The following is a 15,670-nucleotide window of genomic DNA, read 5'->3' as shown; positions in this document are numbered from 1 at the left end:
GCATCAATGCCCTAAGCGCCATGCTGCATTCGCAGACCCACCTGCGCACCCGCCCGATCTCCGCCGGCCACCTGCGTGCCTTCGAGGCCGTGGCCCGCCACCTCAATTTCCGAGCCGCGGCCGAGGAGATGGCGCTCACGCAGTCGGCCGTGTCGCGGCAGATCCAGTCGCTGGAGGAAGAGGTCGGGGTGAGCCTGTTCCTGCGGCACACGCGCGCGGTGGAACTCACGAGCGCCGGCGCGCAGCTGCTGATGGCGGTGTCGCAGTCGCTGCCGCGCATCGACAACGCGGTGCGGCAGATCCGCCAGAGCGCCGGCCGCCGCGCCGTGGCGCTCACCACCTTCGCTTCGTTCGCGTCGATGTGGCTGATCCCGCGGCTGGAGCAGTTCCAGCGCGACCACCCGGACATCGACATCCGCATCGACGCCAGCGACGCGCGGCTGGACCTGGAGATCGCCGACGTCGATCTCGCGTTGCGCTACGGCCCGATGAACACCATGCCGCCCCAGGCCGTGCGCCTGTTCGGCGAGCAGCTCACACCGGTGGCGAGTCCCTGGCTGCTCAAATCGAACAGCACCCCGCTGAAGCCGGCGGACCTGGCGCAGTTCGCGCTGATCGAGGCCGGCGACGCGCACCAGACGCACCTGGAGTGGCTCACGTGGCGGCGCTGGTTCGACGAGCACGGCCTGCAGAAGCTGCAGCCCAAGCGCTGGCTCTATTTCAACTACGCCTACCAGATGGTGCAGGCCGCGCTCACCGGCCAGGGCGTGGTGCTGGCGCGCCTGCCGCTGGTGGCCGAACACCTGGCCAACGGCGACCTGATCGAGCCGCTGCCCAGGCTGCGCATGGATTCACCGATGGCCTACTGGCTGATCGTGGGTCCCCGCAGCGCGCAACGGGCGGAGATCAAGGCGTTCTGCGCCTGGCTGCTGGGGCAGAGCAAGGTGACGCGGCAGACGATCGGGGAAGTGCCGGATCCGGATACGGTGGACGACCTCGATTAGTCGTCATCCCCGCGCAGGCGGGGATCCAGGGCATTCGGAAAGCGGGAGCCCTGGGTTCCCGCCTTCGCGGGAATGACGGAATCATTCCTCCTCCGCCGGCAGCGGCCACACCACCCCCAGCTCGTTCAGCACCGCATCGAGCGCCACGTCGTGCGCCTCCGGCTCCAGGTTGGGCAGGAAGCCGTGCGCGAAGCCGAGTCCGACCGTGGACGGCTTCGGCTGCAGCTGAGCCAGCGTGCGATCGTAGAAACCGCCGCCGTAGCCCAGCCGGTAGCCGCCCGCGCCGTAACCGACGCACGGAACGAACAGCAGCGTGGGCACCACGATCTCGGTGTCCTTGGGTTTCGGGATTCCGTACGCATCTTCCTCCATCGGGCAACCGGGGAACCATGCGTGGAATTTCAGCGTCTGATGGAGCTTGTCGACCACGGGCAGGCCGATGCGGCGCAGCTGCGGTTCGTCCAGCAGTTCGCCGTCTTCCTTCCACCGGTGCAGCGCGGGCAGCGGATCGAACTCGCCCTTGATCGGCCAGTAGGCGCCGATCACGGTATCGGGACGACCCACCAGCCAGATGCGCATCACGCGCTGGAGAAGTTCGGCGCGGTGTAGTCGATCCGGCATGTTCAGGCGTTGCTCGATCAGCCTCTTGCGCAAAGACCTTTTTTCTTCCGACCTGTCCATAATTTCCCGATGAAGTTGAGAACGATTCTGGCATCCCTCGCTGTCGCTCTGCTGGGATGTGCCCAGGCGCAACCGAAGGACGACGTGCTGCTGCAGATGCAGGAGGCATTCCGTCGCGGCGACAAGGCCAAGCTCGCCCAGATGCTGCCGCAGGCGCAGGGCCACGTACTGGAGCCCTGGGCGGCGTACTGGGAACTGCGCGCGCGCCTCGACACGGCGCCGCCGGCCGAGATCCAGCAATTCCTCGCGAAATACGCCGGCACCTACCAGGAAGACCGCCTGCGCAACGACTGGCTGCAACTGCTGGGCCAGCGCAGGGACTGGGACACCTTCGCCCAGGAATTCCCCAAGTACCGCATGCGCGACGACCGCGAGGTGCGCTGCTACGCGCTGCTGGTGCAGTCGCAGCGCGAGCCGAACGGCATCGCGGGGGCGTCGGAAGAGGTGCGCAAGCTGTGGCTGGGCCAGCGCGACGCCGACGACGGCTGCACGCTGGCGGCCGAAGCCCTGCTCGGCAAGGGCGATGCCCGCGGCGTGACGCAGGCGGACGCCTGGCGCAAGGCGCGCCAGTCGGTGGAAACCAACCGCGTGCGCGCCGCCGCCAACGCGCTGGAGATGGTCAAGCCCGAGGCCCTGCCCCTGCTCAACGAGCTGAATGCCAGCCCCTCGCGCTTCCTCACCAGCAAGGTGTTCGCCGCCTCGAAGACGCGCCGCGAGATGGTCGGCCTGGCGCTGATCAAGCTCGCCACCACCGACCTCGACCAGGCCGCCGCCCAACTGGAGAACAAGTGGGGGCCGCAGCTGCACCCCGAGGAGCGCGACTGGGTCTGGGGGGTGATCGGCCGGCAGGCCGCGCAGCGCCTGCTGCCCGAGGCCAACGCCTATTTCGCCAAGGTCGACCGCGACAAGCACCTGAGCGACGAACTGCTGGGCTGGAAGGTGCGCGCGGCGCTGCGCGCGCCCAAGGGCGCCGACTGGCGCAACGTGCGCGAAGCGGTGGACGGCATGAGCGAGGAAGGCCAGGCCGACCCCGCCTGGGTGTATTGGAAGGCGCGCGCCCTGCTCGGCGCCAACCCCTCCGAGGCGCAGCGTGCCGAGGCGGCGAAGCTGCTGCAGGCGATCGCCTCGCCGCGCGGCTTCTACGAGCAGCTCGCACTGGAGGAGCTGGGCCAGAAGATCACCGTGCCGGGCAAGCCGGTGCCGCTCACCGACGCCGAGAAGCAGGCCGCCCGCCAGAACCCCGGCCTGAACCGCGCGCTGTACGCGATCGCCATCGGCCTGCGTTCGGAAGGCACGCGCGAGTGGAACTACACCACCAGCCTGCACCAGCGCGGCGGCATGCACGACCGCGAGCTGCTCGCCGCCGCCCAATACGCCTGCGACCGCGAGGTGTGGGACCGCTGCATCAACACCAGCGAGCGCACCCGCGCCGAATTCGACGTCGACCAGCGCTTCCCGACGCCCTTCCGCGAGGCGGTGGTGCGCCGCAGCCGCGAGATCAACCTCGACCCGGCCTACGTCTACGGCCTGATCCGGCAGGAGAGCCGCTTCGTCACCGATGCGCGCTCCAGCGTGGGCGCCTCCGGCCTGATGCAGGTGATGCCCGCCACCGCGCGCTGGACGGCCCGCAAGCTCGGGATGGAGGGCTTCAACGTCGGCCAGCTGAACGAACGGGACACCAACATCGCGATCGGCACCGGCTACCTGAAGCTGGTGCTGGACGACCTCGGCGGCTCGATGCCGATGGCCGCGGCGGCGTACAACGCCGGCCCGAGCCGGCCGCGCGCCTGGCGCAACGGCCCGACGCTCGAGGGCGCGGCCTGGGCGGAGAACGTGCCCTTCCAGGAGACGCGCGACTACGTCAAGAAGGTGCTGTCCAACACCACCTTCTATGCGGCCATGCTCACCGGCCAGCCGCAGTCGCTGAAGGCGCGCCTGGGCATGATCGGCCCGCGCGACACCGCGCAGCCCGCCGCGAACACCGACCTTCCCTGATGGATGTTCCGGATGGCCGTCTTCCCAGCCATCCGGGACACCTGAGCATCAATCGGCGCCGGTTTTTGCATCAATGCCGCGTCACGGCCCCGCTAGCATCGGCGGCATCCCGCCACCGGAGACTGCGATGCTCACGCTCTACATCGGCAACAAGAACTACTCGTCCTGGTCCATGCGCCCCTGGGTGCTCCTGAAGCAGGCGGGCATCCCCTTCGAGGAACGCAAGATCCGCTTCGATCCCATGGACGATCCGGATTCGGACTTCAAGAAGGCGGTGCTGAAGGTCAATCCCGCCGGCCGCGTGCCGGTGCTGGTGGACGAGGGCTTCGCCGTGTGGGACACCCTCGCGATCGCCGAATACCTGGCCGAGAAGTTCGCGGACAAGGCCTTGTGGCCGCGCGACCCGCAGGCCCGCGCCCGCGCGCGCAGCATCTGCGCGGAGATGCATTCGGGCTTCGGCGCGCTGCGCACGCACTGCCCCATGAACATCGAAGCCTCCTTGCCGCAGGCCGGCGCGCTGGTCTGGCGCGACCAGCCCGCGGTGCGCGGCGACGTGCAGCGCATCGCCGGCATGTGGAGCGACCTGCTCGCCCAGCACAAGGGCCCCATGCTGTTCGGCGAGTTCAGCATCGCCGATGCTTACTACGCGCCCGTGTGCATGCGCATCCGCTCCTACCAGCTGCCGGTGCCGGGCCACGTCACCGACTACATCCGCCGCGTCTGCGCCCTGCCGGGCGTGAAGGCCTGGATGGATGCGTCGCTGGAGGAGCGGGACTTCCTGGATTTCGAGGAGCCTTACCGGCTAGGCCGCTAGCCCTCACCCCAACCCTCTCCCCAAAGGGGAGAGGGAGAAAAACGGAACGGCTCCCTCTCCCGCTTGCGGGAGAGGGCTGGGGTGAGGGTCTGCCCGCCCCATTACACTTTCCCCATGCGAACCTTCCGTGTCGGCGGCGCCGTGCGCGATGCCCTGCTGGGCCTGCCGGTCCACGACGAGGACTGGGTGGTGGTGGGCGCGACGCCCGACGAGATGATCGATGCCGGCTACCTGCCGGTGGGCAAGGACTTCCCGGTCTTCCTGCATCCCGACACGCGCGAGGAATACGCGCTGGCGCGCACCGAGCGCAAGACCGGCCGCGGCTACCACGGCTTCGCCTTCCACGCGGCGCCGGACGTCACGCTGGACCAGGACCTCGCGCGGCGCGACCTCACCATCAACGCCATCGCGCAGGCCGAGGACGGCGCGCTGATCGATCCCCACGGCGGCCAGCAGGACCTGAGGGCGAAGGTGCTGCGCCACGTCACCGAAGCCTTCCGCGAAGACCCGGTGCGCATCCTGCGCGTCGCCCGCTTCGCGGCGCGCTTCAGCGACTTCTCGCTCGCGCCGGAGACGCTGGAGCTGATGCGCGCGATGGTGAAGGAAGGCGAGGCGGACCACCTCGTGCCGGAACGCGTCTGGCAGGAACTCGCGCGCGGCTTGATGGAGCACAAGCCCTCGCGCATGTTCGAGATGCTGCGCGCCTGCGGAGCGCTCGAGCGCATCCTGCCGGAGGTCGAGCGCCTCTGGGGCGTGCCGCAGCGCGCCGAGTACCACCCCGAGGTGGACACCGGCGTGCACAACATGATGGTGCTGGACATGAGCGCGCGCCTGCAGGCGCCGCTGCCGGTGCGCTTCGCCTGCCTCACGCACGATCTCGGCAAGGGCACGACGCCGGAAGACATCCTGCCGAAACACATCGGCCACGAACAGCGCAGCGCCGCCCTGCTGAAGACGGTGAGCAACCGGCTGCGCGTGCCCAACGAATGCCGCGAACTGGCCGACGTCGTCGCGCGCGAGCACGGCAACATCCATCGCAGCGAGGAATTCGGCGCCGGCGCGCTGGTGCGGCTGCTGGAACGCTGCGACGCCTTCCGCAAGCCGCAGCGCTTCGAGCTGGTGCTGCTCGCCTGCGAATGCGATGCGCGCGGGCGGCTCGGCCTGGAGGAGCGGCCCTATCCGCAGAAGGACCGGCTGCTGGCGGCGCTGGGAGCGGCACGCTCGGTGGACACCGCGGCGATCGCGGAGCAGGCGCGCGAACGCGGGCTGGCGGGCGACCAGATCGGCGCGCAGATCCAGAAGGCGAGGACGGAGGCGGTGGCAGCGCATTCAGGTGGGCACGTCGACCCGTAAGTCCGTAGGGTGGGCAAGCTTGCTTGCCCACCATTCACCGCGCAGGACATGGTGGGCAAGCAGAGCTTGCCCACCCTACGAATCACGAAGGTTCAAACCACCAGCGCCAGCGCCGCGTAATCCCCCACGCGATCCCCGAGCCCCGCCGCCACCAGCTCGCAGCCATCCGTCAGCGCCGGCAGCTTGCCTTTCACCTGCGCCTGCAGCCGCGGCAACAGGTACTCCTTGTTGTTGGTGAACACGCTGCCCCCGAGGCTGATGCGCTGCAGGTCCAGGATCACGGTCATGTTGTACAGGGCGCGGCCCATCACGCGGCACAGCTCGTCGACCACCTGCACCGAAGCCGCGTCGCCGGCGCGCGCGCGCTGCAGCAGCGTGGCCGCATCGGCGCCGAAGCGCCGCGCCACCGCGTTGCCGGCCACCAGCGCTTCCAGGTCGCCGATGTTGCCGCAGCCGCACAGCGCGTCGTCGTTGTCGCTCACGAACATGTGGCCGCCGTGGCCGGCATTGCCGTTCTTGCCGCGCAGCACCCGGCCGTCGACGCACAGGCCCGTGCCCACGCCGGTGCTCCAGGTCACGTAGGCGCAATGATCGAAGCCCTGCAGCGCGCCCCACCGCCGCTCCGCCTCCAGGGCGGACACGGCGTCGTTCTCCACGCGCACGCCCTGCGTGAAGCGGCGGCGCAGCGGCGCCTCCAGCGGCGCCGTCTTCCAGTCGTTGGGCAATCCGCGCGCCGGCCCCGCCAGCCCGCCGCAGATGTTCGGGCTGGCCAGTTCGACCAGGCCGGCATTCATCACGAAAGGCCCTGCCGAGGACACGCCGGCGCGCTGCACCGTGGAGGGCTCCACCCCGGCGTCGCGCGCGGCCTCGTCGACCATCCGGACCACCTGCTGCGCGAGCGCGTCGCTCGTCCCCGACTTGGCGGTGGGCTCGCTGCGCTTGCCCACGAGGTCCAGCCCCGCTCCGGTGTTCAGGCTGACGGCGACCTTGGTGCCGCCGATGTCGATGCAGGCTTTCATGCGGTCAGAGGAATTTCGCGATGCCCGCGGCGGCGAGGCTCAGCAGGATCGTGGACGTGAAGGGCAGGAAGATGTCGCGCCCGAACAGCCGGAAGCGCAGGTCCCCCGGCAGGCGGCCGAACCCCAGCTTCTGCAGCACCGGCGAGAACCAGCTGATCAGCAGCAGCGCGAGGAAGATGACGATCATCCAGCGGATCATGGCGTCCTAGTGTGCCGCGTGCGCGGCTCAGAGGGTGTAGGTGCGGTCGCCTTCGCGGAAACCGACGGCGTCCCAGAACGGGCCGTGGTGGAAGGCGATCACCTTGAACAGTTCGCCCATCTCGTGTTCGGCGACGAGGCGCTGCGCGGCGATCTGCTCCTTCAGGCCCGACGCCTCCATCAACGGGCCGATGCCGCAGTTGACGAGGAAGCGGCCCTGCGTCGCATAGCCCAGCGTCGCCAGGCCGGCTTCCTGCGCCGCCACCGCGATGCTCGTGAAATTGACGTGCGAGGTGATGTCCTTCTGCCCCGGCGCGGCCAGCGGATCCGGGTCGGCCATGTGCCCGTGATGGCACATCAGCGTGCCGGTGCTGCGCTGCTCGTGGTAGTACTCGGCTTCCGGGAAGCCGTAGTCGATGAAGAAGGCGGCGCCCGCCTTCAGCCGATCGGCGATCGTGCGGATGAAGGCTTCGGCCTGGTGATGGATCTCGGTCACGTAGTCGTGCTGGCCCGCGGGCTCCACCGGCGGGCGCAGGTGCGTCAGCACGTCCTTCCATGCCAGGCGGCCATCGGCGACGCTCACGCCGCGCTCGTGCCAAACGTAGTTCGTGCGCGCCAGCAGCTTCACGGGCATCGCATCGAGCACCTCGTTGCCGATCACCACGCCGCGCATGCTCTCCGGCAGTTCGTTCACCCACTGCACGCGCTCGGCGAAGGGACCCAGCGCTTCCTGCTGCCGCTCCCGCAGGCTGGCCGAAAGTTCGACGATGGTGAAGCGGCGCACGCGGCTGCCCAGTTCCAGCAGCAGCTCGCCAGCGAGCGCGCCGGAGCCGGCGCCGAACTCCCAGACTTCGTCGGTTTCGGTGCGGTCCAGCGCCTCGCGCACCTGCGCCGCCAGCGCCCGCCCGAACAGCGGGCTCATCTCCGGCGCCGTCACGAAATCGCTGCCGGTGCCCGGATGGGTGCCGAACTTGCGCGACAGGTTCGCGTAGTAGCCCAGGCCGGGCGCGTACAGCGCCAGGGCCATGAAGCGATCGAAGGGCAACCAGCCGCCCGCGCGGGCGACCTGCTCGGCGACCAGCCGGTGCACGGCGGTCGTTACACTCGTTCCATGTTCTTCCACCGGCGCATTGTCCGCGAATGAGCTCTGTGCAGGTCCGCACCGTGCTGGTCACCGGCGCCGCCCGGCGGCTGGGGCGCAGCATCGCGCTCGAGCTTGCCGCGGCCGGATGGCAGGTGGCCGTGCACTACCGCGGCTCGCGCGCCGAGGCCGTGCAGACCGCCGCCGACTGCGGGCGGCATGCGAAGGCCGAGGTCTTCGGCGCCGACCTGTCGAGCGAGACGGAAGCGCGGTCGCTGCTGCCCTCGGTCGTCGCGCACTTCGGCCGCGTCGATGCGGTGGTGAACAACGCCTCCGTGTTCGAGCACGACAGCCCCGACAACTTCGGCTACAAGGCGCTGCGCAGCCACCTCGCCACGAACACCGCCGCGCCCATCGTGCTGGCCCAGTCGCTGCACGAACACGTGAAGGCGCGCGGCGGCGAAGGCGTGGTGGTCAACCTGCTGGACCAGAAGCTGTGGAACCCGAATCCGGACTTCTTCAGCTACACGCTGTCGAAGGCGGCCCTCGAAGCCGCGACCACCCTGCTCGCGCAGGCAATGGCGCCCCAGTTGCGCGTGGTCGGCGTCGCGCCCGGGCTCACGCTCACCAGCCACATGCTGTCGCAGGAGAAGTTCGAGCAGCTGCACAAGCTGTCGCCGCTCGGGCGTTCCTCGACGCCGGACGACGTGGCGCACGCGGTGCGCTTCGCGCTGGAGAACCGTTCGCTGACCGGCACCACGCTGCTGGTCGACGGCGGCCAGCATCTGATGAAATTCGACCGCGACTTCTCCCTGATGCCATGAGCAAAGCCGGTACCCAGATCCTGACGCTGACCGGGCTGCGCTTCGACGCGAACCTGGGCATCCTCGACCACGAGAAGGTCGCGCCGCAGCCGATCCAGGTCGACGCCGAACTGAATCTCGGCACGCAGCCCCTCTTGCCGCGCGACGACGACATCACGCACGTGCTGGACTACCGCAAGGTGCGCCGCATCATCATCGAGGAATGCACCGCGGAGCACGTGAACCTGCTGGAGTCGCTGATCGGCAAGCTGGCGCACCGGCTGATGCAGCTGCCGGGCGTGCTGGGCGTGCGGGTGAAGATCGTGAAGCTGGAGATCTTCGACGACTGCGAGGTCGCGATCCGGGCCGAGACCGGGCAGTGGTGAGGAAGGCTACGCCAGCGGCGCCGTCGAAGGATGGCCGTCCGCCGGCCGGCTGAAGTTCGTCTCGCCTTCGTCGTCCAGCAGCGCGGCGCGCGTGGACCACATGGTGCCTTCCAGCGACGTGGTCCACACGCGGTCGGGGTTGGACGTGATCGAGCCCACGCGGTACAGGGCGGCCAGCGCGCGACGCAGGGTCTTCGGATCCATCCCGATGCGATCCAGCAGCTCCGTGAAGTCGGCCGGCGCGACCGCCAGCTCGCGGATGACCCGCAGGTGCTGGTCGTCCAGCAGCTCGGGCCGCACGCGCGGCGGCCGGCGCAGGAAGATCCGGCATTCCAGGTAGCGTTCGGGCAGCAGGTCGAGGCGGGTGCGCGTCGTGTAGCTCCAGAGCAGCTCGGACAGCCCATGCTCCGCGAAGTCCGTCGGCAATTCGACCATGTTGCGCGCGCGGTGCTTCCAGGCCGCCCGCCGCAGCTGCTCGTCGCCGACGTCGGGAGAGACGTAGACCCGGCCCTTCATGTCCGCAACGGCGAGCAACTGCGCGCCGGCACGCAGCTCGTAGACGGCATTGCCGACCGTGGCGCTGCCCTTCACCAGCAATGCGGCGACCCCGAACAGCCTGCGCACCGGCGCGAGGCTGCCGTCGAGGGCTGCCAGGCAGGCGGCCACGGTGTCCGGCTGGCGCAAGTCGAACGAGATCCCCACCATCTGCTGCAGGAGCTGGGGCGCGGGCATGGCCACGGCGGTGGGGCGCGTGGCCACGTCGAGCAGCTGCGCCGCGCCGCTGCCGGTGTCGTCGGTGCCGATGATCCGCGCGCGCGAATCGGTCATGCGGGCGACCCGCGCGCCGTTGATCAACCAGGCGTCGGCGCCTTCGGCCCGCCCGCAGCGCCAGTGCGCCTGCTTGTAGCGCGCCGCGCGTTCGCGGATCTGCCGCTCTTCGGCCACGCCGAAACCGACCAGCCCCAGATTGAAAACAGGGAGTTCCATCCTCGAGGGAGTACTTTCGTTCTGAAGCGCATTGTGTACTGCCGAGCACCCATCCCGGCCTTGGGCGTGGCTGACGTCGCGGCCGCGCCACATCGCGGCGTCGTGGGGACTCCGCGCCCGCGCTGGGCGGGTGCTCTCCCGCAATGCGAAAATGCCGCCCATGAGCGCTGTCTGGATCGATCAGGAACCCGTCCCCGCCTCGCCCGCGGACCGCCGCATCGAGCGCGAGAACCACAAGCTCGAGAAGCGGCTGTGCCGCCTCGCCGGCCAGGCGATCGTCGACTACAACATGATCGAGGCGGGCGACAAGGTGATGGTCTGCCTGTCGGGCGGCAAGGACAGCTACGCCATGCTCGACGTCCTGATGAAGCTGCAGAAGCGCGCGCCGGTGGAGTTCGAGCTGGTGGCGGTGAACCTGGACCAGAAGCAGCCCGGCTTCCCCGAGCACGTGCTGCCCGGGTACCTGAAGTCCCTGGGCGTGCCCTTCCACATCGAGGAGCAGGACACCTACTCCATCGTCAAGGACAAGATCCCCGAGGGCAAGACGATGTGCAGCCTGTGCAGCCGGCTGCGCCGCGGCATCCTCTATCGCGTGGCCGACGAACTGGGGGCGACCAAGATCGCGCTGGGCCACCACCGCGACGACATGCTGCAGACGCTGTTCCTCAACATGTTCTTCGGCGGCAAGCTGAAGGGCATGCCGCCCAAGCTGGTGAGCGACGACGGCCGCCACATGGTGATCCGGCCACTCGCCTACGTCGCCGAGAAGGACCTGGTGCGCTGGGCCGAAGTGCAGGCGTTTCCCATCATCCCCTGCACCCTGTGCGGCAGCCAGGAGAACCTGCAGCGCAAGCAGGTGGGCGAGATGCTGCGCGAGTGGGAAAGGAAGCACCCCGGCCGCCTGGACAACATGCTGCACGCACTGCAGAACGTGGTGCCGTCCCACCTGGCCGACGGAACGCTCTACGATTACAAGGGTCTGAAAGCCACGGGCGTGCCCAGCGAAGACGGCGACAAGGCCTTCGATCACGAGGAGCTCCCTGTCCCCGGCGCGCTGCCCGCCCTGCAGGTCATCAAGCTCTAGAGGCGCCCGGCGCCTCGCGTCGGGAGGTCTCATGGTGCGATCCGTCCGTCTGCTGTTCGCAGCCGCTTCAGTGCTGGCGCTGCTTTCCGGCTGCGCGAGCACTTACCTTCTGGACAACCAGGTCCAGTCCTTCTCGCAGCTCCAGGGCGTGCCGGCGCAAACCGGTTACCGCTTCGAGCGTTCGCTGTCGCAGCAGGTCGATCCGGCGCAGCAGGCGCTGGAGGCGCTGGCCGATCCCGCCTTGCACAAGGCCGGCCTGCGCCGCGACGATGCCCAGCCCCGCTACAGCGTGCAGGTCGCGGCGCGCACCGAGCGGCGCCTGTCGCCTTATGGCGACCCGTGGGATCGGTGGGGCGGCGGCTGGGGCCTGGGCTTCGGCAGCCGGCACTGGGGCCTGGGCTTCGGCGGTCCGTGGCCGCGCACCGACAGCTACTGGTTCCATCGGGAAGTCAGCGTCGTCGTGCGCGAGCTGGCGAGCAACCGGGTGGTCTACGAAACCCATGCCGTGAACGACGGCCCCTGGCTGGACAACCGCTCGGTGCTGCCGGCGATGTTCGAGGCGGCCATGCAGGGCTTCCCCAACCCGCCCGCCGGCCCCCGGCGGGTCGACATCCAGGTCGGCCGCAGTTCCTAGGCGTCAGGCTCAGCCAAAAGTTTTCCTCGGCGCAGCGCGAACCGCTTCATACAATGCGCCGGTATGGAAGCCACGCGCATCATTGCCGTGCGGCATGGCGAGACTTCCTGGAACGTGGACGCGCGGATCCAGGGCCAGCTCGACATCCAGCTGAACGACACCGGGCGATGGCAAGCCCGCCGCGTGGGCGAGGCACTTTCGGGTGAGCAGCTCGCGGCCATCTACTCCAGCGACCTCGGGCGCGCCCACGAGACGGCGCGCGCCATCAGCCACGCCGCCGGCATCCCCGTGGTCGCCCACTCCGGCCTGCGCGAGCGGCGCTTCGGCCTGTTCGAGGGGAAGACCTTCCACGAGATCCACGAGACCTGGCCCGAGGATGCGCTGAACTGGAAGAAGCGCATTCCCGAGTGGACGCCCCCCGAAGGCGGCGAGTCCCTGCTGCAGCTGCGCGAACGCGTCACCCGCACCATGAGCGACCTCGCCTCGCGCCACACCGGACAGCTGATCGCGGTGGTGGCGCACGGCGGCGTGCTGGACGCTCTGTACCGCGTGGCCACCGGCCAGGAAGTCAACTCTCCCCGCACCTGGCAGCTGCCGAACGGGGCCATCAACCGGCTGTTGTGGACGCCCGAGGGATTCACCCTGGTCGGCTGGTCCGACACCCAGCATCTCGACCAACCCTCCTACGATGAAAACACCGCTTGAGGACCTGAAGAAACTCGTCGGCCAGCCGGTGGCCGCGATCGACACCCCCGCCCTCGTCGTCGACCTCGACGCCATGCAGCGCAACCTGAGCCGCATGGCGGAGTTCTCCCGCAAGCACGCGATCAAGTGGCGGCCGCACGCCAAGATGCACAAGAGCTCGGCGCTCGCCAAGCTGCAGATGCAGGCCGGCGCGGTGGGCGTGTGCGTGCAGAAGACGTCCGAGGCGGAGGCGATGGTCGCCGGCGGCGTCTACAACGTCTACATCAGCAACGAGGTGATCGCGCCGGCCAAGCTCGCCCGCGTGGCCGAACTCGCCCACCAGGTCGCGGCCGAACACGGCCAGCTGGCGATCGCGGTGGACAGCCTGCAGGGCGTGCGCCGCCTGGCCCACGAGATGAACGAACGGCGGCGCGGCGGCCACGGCGCGGTGATCGACGTGTTCGTGGAGCTCGACGTCGGCCAGGGCCGCTGCGGCGTGACGCCGGGCCAGTCGGCGGTGGACCTGGCGCTGGAGATCCGCAAGCATCCGCCGCTGCGCTTCGCCGGCCTGCAGGCCTACCACGGACGGGCGCAGCACCTGCGCAGCCCGCGCGAGCGGCGCGAGGCGATCGCCACCGTGGTGCGCGACGTTCGCTTCACCAGGCAACTGATCGAGGACGAAGGCGTGACCGTGGGGCTGGTCACCGGCGCGGGCACCGGCAGCATGGTCTGCGAGGCGGCCAGCGGCCTCTACGGCGAACTGCAGGCCGGCTCCTTCCTGTTCATGGACGCCGACTACGCCGCCAACGAGCGCGACCCGGCGCAGCCGCAGTTCGAGCACGCGCTGTTCGTGAAGTCGCAGGTCATGAGCGCGGGCCTGCTGCACGCCGTGTGCGATGCCGGCCACAAGAGCCACGCGATCGACTCCGGCCTGCCGAAGGTGCTCACGCTGGAGCCGACCGGCGCGCTGGAATTCGCCGGCGCCAGCGACGAGCACGGCGTACTGAAGCCCGCCAACGGCAACCAGCGCCTGCCCCGCCTGGACGAGACGGTGTGGCTGATCCCCGGCCACTGCGATCCCACGGTCAACCTGCACAACGTGCTGATCGGTGTGGTGGGCGGTCTGCAGAACGGCCGGGTCGACAAGATCATCCGGGTCGATGCCCGGGGCGCGCTGACCTGAGCCGCGTGAGAATGAGGGGATGCAGCTGTCCCCCAGCCAGGTCATCGTCCTCGCCACACCGGTCTTCCTCGGCCTCATCGCCGTGGAATACGCCTATGGCGCCTGGAAGCGGCGCAACACCTACCGCCTGAGCGACGCGATCAACAGCATCAGCCTGGGCATGCTGAGCCAGGTGAGCGCGGTGCTCACGCGCCTGTTCCGCATCGGCATCTACACCGCGGTGTACGGCTTCGTCTCCGTCTGGCACAGCGACGCGTTCTGGACGTCGCCCCCCGGCTGGCTGCTGGCGCTGGTGTTCTACGACTTCTGCTACTACTGGCTGCACCGCGCGGGCCACGAGGTGGCGGTGTTCTGGGCGGCGCACGTGGTGCATCACCAGAGCCAGGACTACAACCTGTCCACGGCGCTGCGCCAGACCAGTTCCGGCGCGCTGCTCGGATGGATCTTCTACGTCCCGATGGCGGTCGCCGGCGTGCCGCCGCTGGTGTTCGGCGTCGTGGCGCTCATCGACCTGCTGTACCAGTACTGGGTGCACACCGAGCACGTCGGCAAGCTGGGATGGTTCGACCGCTGGTTCTGCTCGCCGTCCAACCACCGCGTGCACCACGCGGTGAACGACACCTACCTGGATCGCAACTACGGCGGCGTGCTGATCGTGTGGGACCGGATGTTCGGCAGCTTCCGCGAGGAAGGCGAGAAGTGCGTCTACGGCACGCGGGCACCGCTGGAAAGCTGGGATCCGCTGTGGTCCAACTTCGAGGTGTACTGGACGCTCGCGAAGGACAGCTGGCATGCGCGCTCCTGGGCCGACAAGGTGCGCGTCTGGTTCAAGCCGCCGGGATGGCGGCCGGCGGACGTGGCCGAGCGCTTTCCCAAGCCGGCGTTCCGCATGGACGCGGTGCGGCGCTATCACCCGCCGATGGCGAAGGCGCTGGCCTGGTTCTCCGGCGTGCAGTTCGTGCTGCTGCTGGTGGGCGTGGTGCTGTTCCTGTGGCATGCCGACCCGATGCCGCTGCAGCAATCCGTCGTCTGGCTGGCGGTGCTGGCGGCGATGTTGTGGGCGATCGGCGCCGCGATGCAGGGACGCATCGGGATGATCACGGTGCTGCTGGTCGAAGCAGGCGCGCTCGCCACGGCGACGTCGGCGCAGGGCTGGATCGAACTGCACCGCCTGTTCAAGCCGCTGGCGATGGCGCTGGCGATCGCGTACGTCGTGACGCGCAGCGGCGGACTGCGTTCGGGCCGCGGCTTCGAACTGAAGCTGCTCGCCGCGCTGGCGCTGTGCCTTGCCGGCGACGTCTTCCTGATGTTCGAGGGCTACTTCATCCCGGGGCTGGTGAGTTTCCTCGCCGCGCACCTGTGCTACCTCCTGCTGTTCCGGCAGGGCGTGGCGTGGTTCCCGGACCGGCGCGCGCTGGCCGCCACGCTGGTCGCTGCGGCCGGGATGTATGCGGTGCTGTTCCCCTTCGTCGGACCGGTGCTCAAGGTGGCGGTGGCGGCCTATGCGCTGGTGATCGCGCTGATGGCGGCCCAGGCGATCGGCCGGGCGACGGTGCTGCGCGATGCGACCTCGGTAGCCGTCGCGGTGGGATCCGTCTTCTTCATGATGAGCGACACGCTGCTGGCGATCAACCGCTTCGCGCAGCCGCTGCCGATGGCGCAGTTCCTCGTGCTCGCCACCTACTATGCGGCGCAGGTGCTGATCGTCTGCAATGCGCGGGAAGCGCCGGGATCCTCGGCGGTTTTCGTAGGTCGGGGTGCGCC

The 15,670-nt window shown here is 69.3% G+C and carries 16 protein-coding genes; 11 read left to right on the top strand and 5 right to left on the bottom strand.

The features are described 5' to 3' along the window. The first annotated feature begins 20 nt into the window (after nt 1-20). Nucleotides 21-1,004 (top strand): LysR substrate-binding domain-containing protein, encoded by a 984-nt coding sequence (locus VF522_RS16790; protein ID WP_330909442.1) that lies wholly within the window; start codon nt 21-23, stop codon nt 1,002-1,004. A gap of 81 nt (nt 1,005-1,085) precedes the next feature. Here the strand turns inward: VF522_RS16790 and VF522_RS16785 are convergent, their stop codons facing one another. Beyond that, entirely contained in the window at nt 1,086-1,685 is a 600-nt protein-coding gene (locus tag VF522_RS16785) for a 5-formyltetrahydrofolate cyclo-ligase (protein WP_330909441.1), read from the bottom strand. A 9-nt stretch (nt 1,686-1,694) separates the two neighbouring features. Here VF522_RS16785 and VF522_RS16780 point away from each other — a divergent pair, with 9 nt between their 5' ends. The 3 genes from VF522_RS16780 (at nt 1,695) to VF522_RS16770 (ending at nt 5,847) form a co-directional block, all read left to right on the top strand. Further along, nucleotides 1,695-3,680 (top strand): lytic transglycosylase domain-containing protein, encoded by a 1,986-nt coding sequence (locus VF522_RS16780; protein ID WP_330909440.1) that lies wholly within the window; start codon nt 1,695-1,697, stop codon nt 3,678-3,680. A 127-nt stretch (nt 3,681-3,807) separates the two neighbouring features. After that, on the top strand, nt 3,808-4,494 hold the full coding sequence (locus VF522_RS16775) for a glutathione S-transferase family protein (RefSeq protein WP_330909438.1): 687 nt from the start codon (nt 3,808-3,810) through the stop codon (nt 4,492-4,494). 114 nt (nt 4,495-4,608) lie between these two features. Then, entirely contained in the window at nt 4,609-5,847 is a 1,239-nt protein-coding gene (locus tag VF522_RS16770) for a multifunctional CCA addition/repair protein (protein WP_330909437.1), read from the top strand. Between the two features lie 92 nt (nt 5,848-5,939). On the opposite strand, the gene VF522_RS16765 is transcribed toward VF522_RS16770, so the two are convergent. From VF522_RS16765 to VF522_RS16755, 3 genes are read right to left on the bottom strand one after another with little or no spacing between them, the layout of a single operon-like run. Then, nucleotides 5,940-6,866 carry an ROK family protein gene (locus VF522_RS16765; protein ID WP_330909436.1) on the bottom strand — a complete coding sequence of 309 codons (927 nt, stop codon included), beginning with the start codon at nt 6,864-6,866 and terminating at the stop codon, nt 5,940-5,942. Nucleotides 6,867-6,870: 4 nt separating this feature from the next. Further along, entirely contained in the window at nt 6,871-7,065 is a 195-nt protein-coding gene (locus VF522_RS16760) for a DUF2905 domain-containing protein (protein WP_330909435.1), read from the bottom strand. A 27-nt stretch (nt 7,066-7,092) separates the two neighbouring features. After that, complete coding sequence (locus VF522_RS16755) at nt 7,093-8,187, bottom strand: class I SAM-dependent methyltransferase (RefSeq protein WP_330909434.1); 1,095 nt, start codon at nt 8,185-8,187, stop codon at nt 7,093-7,095. Nucleotides 8,188-8,204: 17 nt separating this feature from the next. On the opposite strand from VF522_RS16755, the gene VF522_RS16750 reads away from it, so the two are divergent. Together VF522_RS16750 and VF522_RS16745 are read left to right on the top strand one after the other, a co-directional pair. After that, nucleotides 8,205-8,969 carry an SDR family oxidoreductase gene (locus VF522_RS16750; protein WP_330909433.1) on the top strand — a complete coding sequence of 255 codons (765 nt, stop codon included), beginning with the start codon at nt 8,205-8,207 and terminating at the stop codon, nt 8,967-8,969. Continuing rightward, the gene (locus VF522_RS16745) at nt 8,966-9,334 is read left to right on the top strand and encodes a dihydroneopterin aldolase (protein ID WP_330909432.1); all 369 of its coding nucleotides are present in this window, start codon (nt 8,966-8,968) and stop codon (nt 9,332-9,334) included. Before VF522_RS16750 ends, VF522_RS16745 begins: the two co-directional genes overlap by 4 nt. Before the next feature lie 6 nt (nt 9,335-9,340). Here VF522_RS16745 and VF522_RS16740 read toward each other — a convergent pair whose 3' ends face one another. Then, nucleotides 9,341-10,321: a hypothetical protein gene (locus VF522_RS16740; protein WP_330909431.1), complete on the bottom strand. Its 981-nt coding sequence runs from the start codon at nt 10,319-10,321 to the stop codon at nt 9,341-9,343. 160 nt (nt 10,322-10,481) lie between these two features. On the opposite strand from VF522_RS16740, the gene ttcA reads away from it, so the two are divergent. From ttcA to VF522_RS16715, 5 genes are all read left to right on the top strand, one after another. After that, entirely contained in the window at nt 10,482-11,405 is a 924-nt protein-coding gene (ttcA, locus tag VF522_RS16735) for a tRNA 2-thiocytidine(32) synthetase TtcA (protein ID WP_330909430.1), read from the top strand. Between the two features lie 31 nt (nt 11,406-11,436). Further along, nucleotides 11,437-12,039, top strand: a complete 603-nt coding sequence (locus tag VF522_RS16730) for a DUF4136 domain-containing protein (RefSeq protein WP_330909429.1) — start codon at nt 11,437-11,439, stop codon at nt 12,037-12,039. A gap of 63 nt (nt 12,040-12,102) precedes the next feature. Further along, nucleotides 12,103-12,744 carry a histidine phosphatase family protein gene (locus VF522_RS16725; RefSeq protein ID WP_330909428.1) on the top strand — a complete coding sequence of 214 codons (642 nt, stop codon included), beginning with the start codon at nt 12,103-12,105 and terminating at the stop codon, nt 12,742-12,744. Further along, entirely contained in the window at nt 12,728-13,906 is a 1,179-nt protein-coding gene (locus VF522_RS16720) for a DSD1 family PLP-dependent enzyme (RefSeq protein WP_330909427.1), read from the top strand. Before VF522_RS16725 ends, VF522_RS16720 begins: the two co-directional genes overlap by 17 nt. 19 nt (nt 13,907-13,925) lie before the next feature. Further along, nucleotides 13,926-15,670: lysoplasmalogenase family protein (locus tag VF522_RS16715; protein ID WP_330909426.1), on the top strand; the 1,745-nt coding region annotated here is incomplete at its 3' end.

It is taken from the genome of Ramlibacter sp. (assembly GCF_036383835.1).
In the GTDB taxonomy this organism is placed as follows: Bacteria; Pseudomonadota; Gammaproteobacteria; order Burkholderiales; family Burkholderiaceae_C; genus Ramlibacter.
The sequence above is the reverse complement of the archived record's forward strand: the minus strand, read 5'-3'. Positions and strand labels throughout refer to the sequence as shown.

What these genes read in the sequence shown, in the direction of transcription:
- VF522_RS16750 (WP_330909433.1), top strand. Translation starts at nt 8,205, where the DNA reads ATGAGCTCTGTGCAGGTCCGCACCGTGCTGGTCACCGGCGCCGCCCGG.
- VF522_RS16720 (WP_330909427.1), top strand. Translation starts at nt 12,728, where the DNA reads ATGAAAACACCGCTTGAGGACCTGAAGAAACTCGTCGGCCAGCCGGTG.
- VF522_RS16725 (WP_330909428.1), top strand. Translation starts at nt 12,103, where the DNA reads ATGGAAGCCACGCGCATCATTGCCGTGCGGCATGGCGAGACTTCCTGG.
- VF522_RS16745 (WP_330909432.1), top strand. Translation starts at nt 8,966, where the DNA reads ATGAGCAAAGCCGGTACCCAGATCCTGACGCTGACCGGGCTGCGCTTC.
- VF522_RS16730 (WP_330909429.1), top strand. Translation starts at nt 11,437, where the DNA reads ATGGTGCGATCCGTCCGTCTGCTGTTCGCAGCCGCTTCAGTGCTGGCG.
- VF522_RS16760 (WP_330909435.1), bottom strand. Translation starts at nt 7,065, where the DNA reads ATGATCCGCTGGATGATCGTCATCTTCCTCGCGCTGCTGCTGATCAGC.
- VF522_RS16785 (WP_330909441.1), bottom strand. Translation starts at nt 1,685, where the DNA reads ATGGACAGGTCGGAAGAAAAAAGGTCTTTGCGCAAGAGGCTGATCGAG.
- VF522_RS16770 (WP_330909437.1), top strand. Translation starts at nt 4,609, where the DNA reads ATGCGAACCTTCCGTGTCGGCGGCGCCGTGCGCGATGCCCTGCTGGGC.
- VF522_RS16780 (WP_330909440.1), top strand. Translation starts at nt 1,695, where the DNA reads ATGAAGTTGAGAACGATTCTGGCATCCCTCGCTGTCGCTCTGCTGGGA.
- VF522_RS16775 (WP_330909438.1), top strand. Translation starts at nt 3,808, where the DNA reads ATGCTCACGCTCTACATCGGCAACAAGAACTACTCGTCCTGGTCCATG.
- ttcA (WP_330909430.1), top strand. Translation starts at nt 10,482, where the DNA reads ATGAGCGCTGTCTGGATCGATCAGGAACCCGTCCCCGCCTCGCCCGCG.
- VF522_RS16790 (WP_330909442.1), top strand. Translation starts at nt 21, where the DNA reads ATGCTGCATTCGCAGACCCACCTGCGCACCCGCCCGATCTCCGCCGGC.
- VF522_RS16765 (WP_330909436.1), bottom strand. Translation starts at nt 6,866, where the DNA reads ATGAAAGCCTGCATCGACATCGGCGGCACCAAGGTCGCCGTCAGCCTG.
- VF522_RS16740 (WP_330909431.1), bottom strand. Translation starts at nt 10,321, where the DNA reads ATGGAACTCCCTGTTTTCAATCTGGGGCTGGTCGGTTTCGGCGTGGCC.